Source organism: Streptomyces yunnanensis (genome assembly GCF_029011865.1).
GTDB lineage: Bacteria > Actinomycetota > Actinomycetes > Streptomycetales > Streptomycetaceae > Streptomyces > Streptomyces yunnanensis.
In genome coordinates, this window is the sequence record NZ_CP095749.1 from 2271490 (window position 1) to 2281559 (window position 10070).

Sequence of the window (10070 nt, forward strand, 5' to 3'; positions counted from 1 at the left end):
TTGCCGTAACCGCCGATTCGAAGTCCGGGCAGACGCCACCGATCATGGCTGGTCGTTCGTATGGCGGTGAGCTGTTGACCGGCTGATCGCCTTCGCCGACAACACCTCCTTCGGCGATGTCGACCGCGCGGGGGCAACCGAGGCCCTGGCGAGGGTGGCGGGGTACCGGGACCGCACTGCCCAACCTGTCAACCTCCTCGCCGATAACGTCTCCCTCCACGACTTCGCCCGCGCGCGAGCGCCCCAGGCCCTGTGGAGGGGAGCGGGGAACCGCGACCACGCTGCCCTGGGCTGGAGCGGGGCGGAGGCAAGAGCGCAGACATGGACAGGGGCAGAGTGGCAGGCGGCGGCCGAGAGCGAGCTGCCTTGAACCCGTAGAGAAAGTTGTCACTCTTCGGCTGGTCTGGTCAGTCATGCCGCGTGCTGCGGCTCACGCCCGGGCTCCAGGTCGGCCTCTCTTCCTGTGGTCCTGGCCTGGGCAGCAGCCTCGATTCGCCGCGCGAGTCGAGGAATCGTGAGGTTTGCCAGGGCGGCAGCAGCAGGCCCTTGTTCGTCTTTTTCTTTTGTAGCGGCTGCGGCGGCACTCACTGCGGCTGAGCAGGCTGTTGCGGGTACGACATGAATCCCCCCGATGCGCAAGTAGTTTATGTGGAAGCGCGGCAGAAGATCGCGGATTGCGTAACCAATCCGTTTGAACTGGACAAACAACGACACGCCGCAGTGGAGCGGGCACAAGTGGAAGATGAGCGTGGGTGAGTGGCGCCCTGTCAGTGGAAGCGCGCTTGTTCCTGGCGATCCCGGCCAGCACCGCCAGGACGACCACACACGAGGACTGCCTCGAGCGTGACACGGATGCGGGGTGGGGCTACTACGGCGGGAAGGTCCACCGCTACGTCGCGGGTGTCGGGTGCCCTGGACAGCTCGGAGTCCCTGAACTCATCGCGGGACGCGAGGATTTCAGGCGAACGGGTCGCCCGCCACCCCGCTGAGGCGGACCAGCCCGGGCCTGCCCTCGTCGATGACGCGCACGTACAGCGTGTAGGCCGAGCCCGTTTCCTCGGCCTTGGCGCGGTCCAGGCCAGGACCTCCTCGGCGTCGGCGCCGGCCAGCTCGTACTCGTCCGACACCCTTGCCGACCTCTCCCAGATGTACGCCCGATAGTGGCGGCGTCCTGCTCCCAGATGGTGTCTTGCGGATCCACTTCTCGTACGTGCAAGGGGCGATCGTAGCGGCCCGGACCGCGGGCAGTCCGTTGACGTGGGGCAGTGGCCTGGGAGCGCCCCCGCCGCTACCTCCCCGAAGGCAGCATGGACGAGCTCTGTACTCCTGGGACTGGCGCAGATGGCCCGCGGGTATCCGGAGGATATCGCTGCGGAGTGCCGGATGACCGTGGATGAAGCGGCCAACTGGCGGGCGATCGTGCTGGTGCAGGCGGAGGCCGAAGCGGAGTGATGCGCTGTCATGCTGGGTGCTATGGAGTTCACGTCCGACCACTGCGCCAACTGCGACGCGCCACTTCCTGACGACCTGTCGCACCGGCCCGTGCTCTTCTGCAGCACCGGTTGCGCCCAGCTTGCCGAGTCGATCCGCTACCGGCGCAAGCTGCGGAACGAGGGTCGTGAGGACGATACCGAGGCCATGTATGGGTTCCGCATGAAGTTCCTTCAAGCTCTCGCGGGCGGCTACCGGAATATACGGACCAGGCCGGAGGTTCGGCAGGCCGTGATCGAGCGGGCTGCAGGCTCGTGCGAGATGTGTGGAGCGCCTGGTGCGGAAGTCGACCACATCGACGGTCCCTCACCGGAGCCGGAGAACCTCCAACTGCTGTGCCTGGACTGCCACCACGCCAAGACCGAGGCGCGGCTACGCCCCGCGTCCGCTGAGGAGCGCGCCCATATCGAGCATATTTTCGCCACCCGGGTCATGCCGGCGGAACCGGCGCGGCTGTGTGACAGCTCGGAGTGGGTGGCGTCGTGGCGCGGATTGCGACGAGAGCGGGCCGCCCGGCTGCGGGCACGCGGGATAGCGGGATCCCTCCGGACCGTGCAGAAGGGTGCGAAGCCTCATCAGCGCTCCACCCCCCTCACGCAGCCGGTCCCACCGCCCCCGAGAAGGCCGGAGTCGTCCCGGACGATGCGTCCGTTGGACTTCTACCCGGCTCGCAACGGCAAGGGAATGCTCCATGCCACAGTGCGCGATGGGCGGGGTGCGTACCCGCACGAGAGGGCGACGGCCGGCGAAACCGCTTCTTGTCGGCGGACGCTGCTGCTGGATACCACGGCGGAAGCGGTGACCATCCCCGCAGGGACGCTCGTTCAGGACGCCGCCGGGATGCTCAAGGTCTGTCAGCGGTGTCTGGTGTCGGCCGAGCGGGAGCGCACGGAGTCGAGCATCGGCCGTGCGCGTCTTCACTTGGCCGTGGATATCGCCTGCCGCCCCCGGAAAGGCACGCCGCATATCGTCTACCAGGACGCTCCACAGAAGCGACGGCCGGAGGGGCGCAACCCCCTCCAACCGCTGTGCGGAGTCCCATTCCTCGTCGAAAATGGGCCGGTGACGACGTTTGCAGCGGGGACCACGATCGATGTCCTCGACCGGCGCCGGGTATGTGGGAACTGCGTAGCCTCCGCTGGGGGCTGGCCAAGCTAAACAGCATCGATACGACCGCTGGTGATGGGTGACGACGGCCGGGCGGGGTTTCTCGCTCTCCGGACACACCATCAGCTTCCTGCGTATCTGCCGTTGGCCTCTTGTCGACGACGGCGATATTGGGTCTGACCGCGATTCCGTCAGCGATCTTCGTGCTGCGGCAGACTGCCGACGAATTCGATCTCAACTCTCGACCGCACTGTCGAAGTCATGGCCGATCCGCCAGGGTCCAGGGGTTGGGTCGTGCACCGCGAGTTCCACGGCGGTGGCGTCCGGCAGCTCTCGCTGTCGACATTCTTCACCGCGAGGGCATCGGTGTGCCGGAGGACGTAGTAAGGCCACACGTCATTCCCGGACCATCGGCTCGAGGGTTCCCCGTCACGGTGTAGGGCCTGTCCGTTGGGACAAGTGACAGGCCCTGCAGACACGCCGTGGTCGGATTCAGGCACGTAGAGCGAGCGGCCGCCTCCTCAGACCGACTCGTCCCGCCCTCCGGATCGCCTCCTGCCAGACCGATGGCGCCGTCACCGTCGTCGCGACGTGACTCCCACCTCGGACGTGACGCTCGGACAGAACCGTCTGATCAACCGCCTCAGGCGGCCCGGCGTCCGCTGCCAGGCGGCGGGAGAGATAGTGACTCGTGTGGCCGGCCTCGAGGGCATCGCACAGGGCCGTGAAGTGCTCGGTGTCGGAGGGCATGCTCAGCTGCCGCAACAGGGCGAGGGCGGAGTGCGGTTCGAGGTCTCCGTAGAAATCGTGATAGCTGCCCAAGATGGCGCGGAATACCGCGGGCTGGAGCTCGGGGAACGTCGCCGCTGTCCGGTAGACCGGGTACTTGACGGGCCAGGACACGGGGCCCGAGGCACACAGAACGCGCCGGGCACGGCGGAACAGGGGACCGCCGGCTATCCCGGCTAGCGCAGTTCCGTCCAGAATCTCTGCCAGGTCGTGGCCCACCACCTCGGCGAAGGCTGCCTCGGCCGTGGCCGGGTCCTCGAACCAGTCGACCCAGAGAGAGTAGATCACCGCTTCGGGCTCATCAGGGGCTTCCAGCCGATGGCGGTATCCCGCCCAGAACGCCTCAGCTGGCAGCGGGTCCCGGTTGTCCTTCAGCGCAGCGCGGATCTCGCAAGTCACCCAGTACTCACCGAGCAGATCCAGCAGACCGAAGGCGAGCCGCAACCGAGCAGCCGCGTCGCGGCCGCGTTCCTCCAGCGCCACGCTCGTCCACGTGTGCGCCACCTCGCTCGACGTCAGCGTCCCCGCGGGAACTCCGCCTTCGGCCCAGACACCGTCGCTGACCTGCCTGACCCCCTGCGCTTCCAGCCAGCGCCGCGCCTGCTCTATATCCCCGCAATTCATCACAGAAGTGTAGGTCCCGCAGGCAGGAAACCTCGCGGTGCCGTCGGGCGCGGGGTCCCAGCACCGGCAGCCAGAGCACTGCTTCAGGATCCTGGATCCGCCAGTTGCCGGGCAGGGCCATGCGCCATCAGCGCTGCCGATGCTGAGCAGTTGCAGCAACGCGTAGGCGTGCCAGGCCTGTCCTGCTCATTTTCCGTTGCCTCGTGCGTCTGGTGATGCTGGAGTGAGCGGATGGATCAGGACACAGTGCTGGCGGTCTTCGATCGCGAGATGCGGCAGGGCATCCGGGCCGATGAGCCAGGAGCCCGGGTAGAGCGGGTGGGCGGCGTCGTACGCCATGTCGGCGCAGACGCCGACGGCTGGAACGGAATCGTCTGGTCGGAGCTGGACGAAGCCACGGCGGACGCCGTGATCGCGGAACAGGTGGAGTACTTCACCTCGCTCGGGCGCGGGTTCGAGTGGAAGCTGTACGGGTACGACCGGCCGGCCGACCTGCCCGGACGGCTGCGGGCAGCGGGTTTCGTGCCCGAGCCCGAGGAGACGCTGATGGTCGCCTACATCAAAGACCTGCCCACGAACGTCGAACTGCCCGAGGGCGTCCGCCTGCTCCCGGTGACCGATGCTGCCGAGGTCGAGCTCGCGGTGACCGCGCAGGAGCGGGCGTTCGGCGAAGCGCGGCCGTACCACCGGCAGCTGCTGCTCGGCCAGTTGGCCGCCGGCCTGCCTCCCGCGGTCGTCGCCATGGCCGGTGACGTGCCGGTGAGCGCCGCACGGATGGAGCTGCACCCGGGTACCTCCTTCGCGAGCCTGTGGGGCGGGGGCACAGTGCCGGAGTGGCGCGGCCGGGGCCTCTACCGGGCCCTGGTCGCCTTCCGCACCCGCATCGCCGCCGAACACGGTTACCGCTACCTCCAGGTCGACGCGTCCGACCAGAGCCGTCCGATCCTGCGGCGGCTCGGGTTCGTACCGCTGGCCACCACCACCCCGTACGTACACACGCTCGACTGACCTCACGCGGAACTCGGCGCCGGCCGACGGGACGCACCGGCGGTTGGCGAGGGCGATAAGGCCGCCGATGGCCGCGAGGCGAATTGGCACCGCCGCGGAGGCGGTGGCGCTGAGAGTCCCCCAACCTTGCCCATGCCCTGCCCGGTGTGGACCTGACTGGGTCCGTCGGGCACGCCGTAACGCTTCGAGAGTCCGGGAGCAGCGCCGATTACCGATGAGGCCCTTGCCTTCGGCAGGATGGGCGCCATGACCGAGATCCACACCCCCCGTCTCCTGCTCCGTCGCTGGTGTGATGACGACCTCGCGCCAATGACCGAGATCAACGCCGACCCGCGGGTCATGCACTGGATCGACGACGGCTCGGTGCGCGACCCGGACCAGACGGCAGAGGACATCGAACGGTGGGAGGAGGAGTGGGACGAGGAGGGCTTCGGCCTCTTCGCCGTCGAGCTGCTGGCCTCAGGTGAACTGGCCGGCTTCACGGGTCTGTCCGTGCCCGAGTTCCTTCCGGAGGCGCTGCCCGCCGTGGCGATCAGCTGGCGGCTCGGCTCACAGTTCTGGGGCCAGGGATACGCATCCGAAGCAGCCCAAGCCACGCTGGAGTTCGCGCTCCAGGACCGTGGCCTCGATCGCGTCATCAGCATCAACCGGGTGGGCGACAACGCCTCCGAGAACGTCATCCGTAAGCTCGGCATGGGGCCGGAACGCGAGACGGCACACCCGGTGTACGACTTTCCGCTGCACGTTCACACCATCGATCTCACCGAGTTCCAGGCGTGAACCAGCCGAGCCGCCGGATCAGCACGAGACAGCCGCCCGCCGTCCGTACGTCCCCAACCGCATTGACCGCCACCGCGTAGGCGAAAGAGGCTGCTTTCCCGCCGCGACCTGCACTTTCACGGAACTGCGGCCGCCACACGTGGCCATCGTTGCGACCCCAGGCTCTGGCCACCGCTGGCACCCGCAGTGAAAATCACGAGAGCTGGAAGCGTGGCGCGCGAACGGCGCAGGTGCTTCTTCCTTTTGTCGATCGAATTACGGAAGCGCTAGCGACACCCCCGTCACACACGGATCTCGCGCCGATCAGATATTGATTACGTGAGTCCCACCGGCATGTTTTATCGAAACGACGTGCGATAGACATTTGCCCTGTCGCGACATGTTACCAAAGAGGGAAAAGGGAATAGGCTAATTCGCTTCGATGCCTTCCCGTTCGGCGTACATCACGGTACGATTCTCGTAACCCAGGGGTTTGCACAGGGACCTGCCTGAAGGGGTCCGTGGCCTCGTTCTACAGGTCGCTTGCGCGAGGCAAGAAATTCGGCAACGCCATTCCTCCATTTCCCCAGAAGACGCTCCTCCGTCCGCGTACCAGTAATTCTATTTTGAATCCCCGGAGGAGTGAAGTGCGTCTGTTCGACTTCGCGCGGCGCCATTCTTCTTGTTTTTGTGCGGGGTTACTACCGTCGATGCAGATCTATTTCTTCGTGAAAGGAGGAGGCATGTCAACTGAAAAGGGTACTCAGCGAAGCCTGGAGGATGACGTCGGGGAGGTCACGGACACGACGCCGAAATGGCGCCGCCGTCTCATTCGTCTCGGTGTCTACGGACTGTTCGCGGCCCTGGCTGGAACCGCGGTGACGGCCATGGCCGCGCCCGTGGCGCCGCCGCGGGCGGGTGGTACCGCTGCCGGCGCCATCATCTGTGCGAACGGCTCAGGGGCCGTGACGAAAACCGACGACCCGGGTGAGCAGGGCGAACCGGTGAAGTACCAGGCAACGGGCTCGTGCGAGGTAACGGGCGCGGAGAACGGCACCGCCATCGGCAAGTCAATGTTTTCCATCGCGCGGAACAATTGCGCGAACGCGTCGACGAACGTCACGGCAAGCGTCACGTGGCCCGACGGAACGAAGAGCTCCGGTGCGGGAACCGTGGTGTGGGTCGCCACCGCCGGCCAGGGAATCTCGGCCAGCATCGTCAGCGGCTCGATCACAAGCGGCGCCTTCACCGGCGCGCTGGTGAAGGGTGAGGGCACCGCGCCCGAGCAGGTTCGGCTCGACTGCATTACAAGTGGGACCTTCGCCGGGGCCACCGGCTCCGGTAGCGGGGCGGTGAGCCCCACCTGAGGAGTTCAGCAGGCTTGCGCCGGGCACTACCACCTGCCCGGCGCAGGTTCCAGCAACGGGATCCCGGGATCCGCTGAGAACACCGGGACCCCTCCTGCGACCGAAGTCGGTACCTGACGGAGCCGACGCAGTGCGTCCCGCCCCGCAACGCCAGCGACTGTACGCCGACGGTGCGCGTGCGCCACCTGGGGCCGAGGTGCGAAGCCGACAGTGTGCTTGCACCGAACTCGCCCTCAGTAGCACACGTCGTGGCCTGTGTTCGAACGCCCTCACCCATGACAGACGGTGGAAATCATGGAGATCTTCGCGCCCGCAACCGTACCTTCAGAGCCGCGTGAGAATCCGGGCCGCAGCGCCGAGCCGTGCACACCAGGAGCCGGCCGGCTAGCTCGACCACCGAGCCCTTGGGGCCTCCACGATCCGATCCTGCGCGGGTTCTCCGCTTGCTGCCGCCGGCTCCTGATCGCGTTCGGGGACGGAAAAGCCATCGGGGAGGGCGCGTGTTCGTGACGCTCGGCCGTGCCGCCGCCCGCCGCAGATGGGTCTTTCTCGTGGTGCCCCTGGTGTTGGCCGCGTTGGCGGCGGCTGTGGCGTCAGACATCCACGAACGGCTCAGCTATGGGGGATTCATCGCGCGCGACGCCGAGTCGAACCGGGCCGCCATGGCCATCCGCGACCGCATCGGGCGTGGTGGCGCGGACGTGATCGCCATCTACCGCAACGCCCACCACACGGTGGAAGAGCCGATGTTCCGCCGTGCGGTGGAACATTCGCTGGCCACTGCGCCGAAGGGAACCATCGTCTCGACAATGACGTATTGGTCGCGCGATCTGCCCCTGCTGGCATCGAAGGACCACCACGCGACGGCCGTCCTCATCATGCTCGCCGGGTCCGACGACACCAGCCGCACGGCCAGTTACCACCAACTGCGCCCAGCGCTGCGGGCAGAGGGTTTCCGCGTCCAGTACACCGGGCCGGTCGCGGTGGTCGACGGAGTCGCAGAGCGGGCCCTGACGGACCTGAACCGCGCCCGGCTCATCGCGCTTCCCCTGGTGTTCGCCCTGCTCCTGTTGATCTTTCGAAGTCTGGTGGCGGCCCTGTTGCCGGTCGTCATCGGCGGGCTCAGCATCAGCATCACGCTGGGCGTTCTGGTGTTGCTCAACGACGTGGTGGAGATCTCGGCCATCACCCTGAGTCTGGTGACCGCGCTGGGACTGGCTCTCGGAGTGGACGCCGCCCTCTTCGTCGTCGGGCGGTTCCGCGAAGAGCTTGCCGGCCGTGCCGGCGTGCCGGACGCGGTGACGACCGCCTGCGCGACCGCCGGCCGCACGGTGTTTCTTTCCGGGGCCACCATGAGCGGAATCGCTCTGGGGTTCCTGCTCTTCCCCATCGGCATCCTGCGGTCGATCGGTGTCGCCGCTGCCATTGTCATCACCGTCAGCGCCACCCTCAGCGTCACCGCGCTGCCCGCCGCGCTGGCCCTCGTCGGTTCGCGCCTCACCACACGAAGGCTCCGCACGCCACGACGGAGGCGCGCGGACCCGGCGGAGGGCCCCTGGGCCGGACTCGCCCGGGCGGTGATGGCTCGGCCAGGGCACTACACGATCGGCGTCCTCTTGACCCTGCTCGTCATGACGGCACCCTTCGCACACATCACCCTCGGGTTCCCGGACCAGCGAACCCTGCCCGCCGACGCGCCGGCCCGCCTGGCTTCCGACGCCCTGCAACACGACTTCGCACTCGGCGGACTCGACGCCGTGCAGGTGGTGGTTTCCGTTCCGCACCGGCTGGACACCCCCACCGGGCAGCGGACACTCAGGGCCTGGGGTGAGGAACTCATCCGTCTTCCTGGCACCGGTGCCGGGCTCATCGCTGCGACGTCCCAACACAGCGCAGTGATCTACCTGACCCACGACAGCAGCGCCGAAGACCCGGTCACCCGCACCTTGGTGCAGCGCATCCGCGCGCTGCACCCGCCGGACGGCGGGGAAGTGCTGGTGGGCGGGTTGTCGGCGATGGCCCAGGACACCCTCCAAATGCTGGGCCGCCGACTACCGTGGGTCCTGTTCTCCATCGCGGCGTTCACCTATGTGCTGCTGCTGACGGCGTTGCGGTCGGTGGTCCTGCCGGCCAAGGCACTGCTCGTCAACGCGCTGTCCATCGGCGCCTCCTTCGGCGCACTCGTATGGATCTTCCAGGACGGGCACCTGACATGGCTGGTCGGCGCCGGCCGCACCGGCTACATCGACGTCACCCAACCTGTGACCATGCTGATCCTGCTGATCGGCCTCTCGACGGACTACGAGCTCCTTCTCCTGTCGCGCATCCGCGAGCAGTACGACGCCACCGGAGACAACGCTGTTGCGGTCGCGACCGGGCTACAGCGGTCCGCGCCGATCATCACGGCGTCCGCGGCGGTGGTTCTGGTCGTCAGCGCGATCTTCACCACCAATGGCGTGATCCTGGTCAAGGAGTTGTGCGTCGGCGTGTTCATCGCCGTAGCGGTGGACGCCGGCCTCGTCCGGGCGCTGCTCGTTCCGGCTGCCATGCGGATGCTGGGGCGAGCCAACTGGTGGCTACCTGGAACACGCAAAACTCGGCCTCAAGTGCCCGGAAATTCCGACGAGTTCACGCCCTGAGTACCGAAACACCAGTGCAGAAGCAGCCCCTGGACTCGGACACCCATCGGATCACGCCCAAGACCCAGGGACGGCGAAGAGCGCGGATGAGGAAGCAGCCCGGTTCGCACCCTGCCGGCTGGGGGCGCAGAACGCCTTCGTGCGGTTGGACGACGATGGCGGCCAAGAGGACACGCAGAACATCGAGCACGGAGCGATTTTCATGGGATAGTGCCTCGACTCAACTGCCTCGTAGGCCCATTTTCCTGATGCGGTTGAGCCTGCCCTCTATCCCTCCGGGCCGAAG

The 10070-nt window shown here is 67.2% G+C and carries 6 protein-coding genes; 5 read left to right on the forward strand and 1 reads right to left on the reverse strand.

All coding sequences use genetic code 11. The features are described 5' to 3' along the window. Nucleotides 1-1473: 1473 nt before the first annotated feature. A complete protein-coding gene (locus MOV08_RS10030; RefSeq protein WP_275307123.1) occupies nucleotides 1474-2649 on the forward strand; it encodes an HNH endonuclease in 1176 nt (391 codons plus the stop codon). 441 nt (nucleotides 2650-3090) lie between these two features. On the opposite strand, the gene MOV08_RS10035 is transcribed toward MOV08_RS10030, so the two are convergent. After that, the gene (locus tag MOV08_RS10035) at nucleotides 3091-4011 is read right to left on the reverse strand and encodes a hypothetical protein (RefSeq protein ID WP_275307124.1); all 921 of its coding nucleotides are present in this window, start codon (nucleotides 4009-4011) and stop codon (nucleotides 3091-3093) included. 231 nt (nucleotides 4012-4242) lie between these two features. Between MOV08_RS10035 and MOV08_RS10040 the strand changes: the two genes are divergently transcribed. From MOV08_RS10040 to MOV08_RS10055, 4 genes are all read left to right on the forward strand, one after another. Next, nucleotides 4243-5019 carry a GNAT family N-acetyltransferase gene (locus tag MOV08_RS10040; protein WP_221907144.1) on the forward strand — a complete coding sequence of 259 codons (777 nt, stop codon included), beginning with the start codon at nucleotides 4243-4245 and terminating at the stop codon, nucleotides 5017-5019. A gap of 246 nt (nucleotides 5020-5265) precedes the next feature. Then, nucleotides 5266-5799 (forward strand): GNAT family N-acetyltransferase, encoded by a 534-nt coding sequence (locus tag MOV08_RS10045; RefSeq protein ID WP_102923733.1) that lies wholly within the window; start codon nucleotides 5266-5268, stop codon nucleotides 5797-5799. A gap of 626 nt (nucleotides 5800-6425) precedes the next feature. Beyond that, on the forward strand, nucleotides 6426-7145 hold the full coding sequence (locus tag MOV08_RS10050; RefSeq protein WP_275307125.1) for a hypothetical protein: 720 nt from the start codon (nucleotides 6426-6428) through the stop codon (nucleotides 7143-7145). Between the two features lie 500 nt (nucleotides 7146-7645). After that, the gene (locus MOV08_RS10055) at nucleotides 7646-9784 is read left to right on the forward strand and encodes an MMPL family transporter (RefSeq protein ID WP_275307127.1); all 2139 of its coding nucleotides are present in this window, start codon (nucleotides 7646-7648) and stop codon (nucleotides 9782-9784) included. Nucleotides 9785-10070 lie beyond the last annotated feature (286 nt).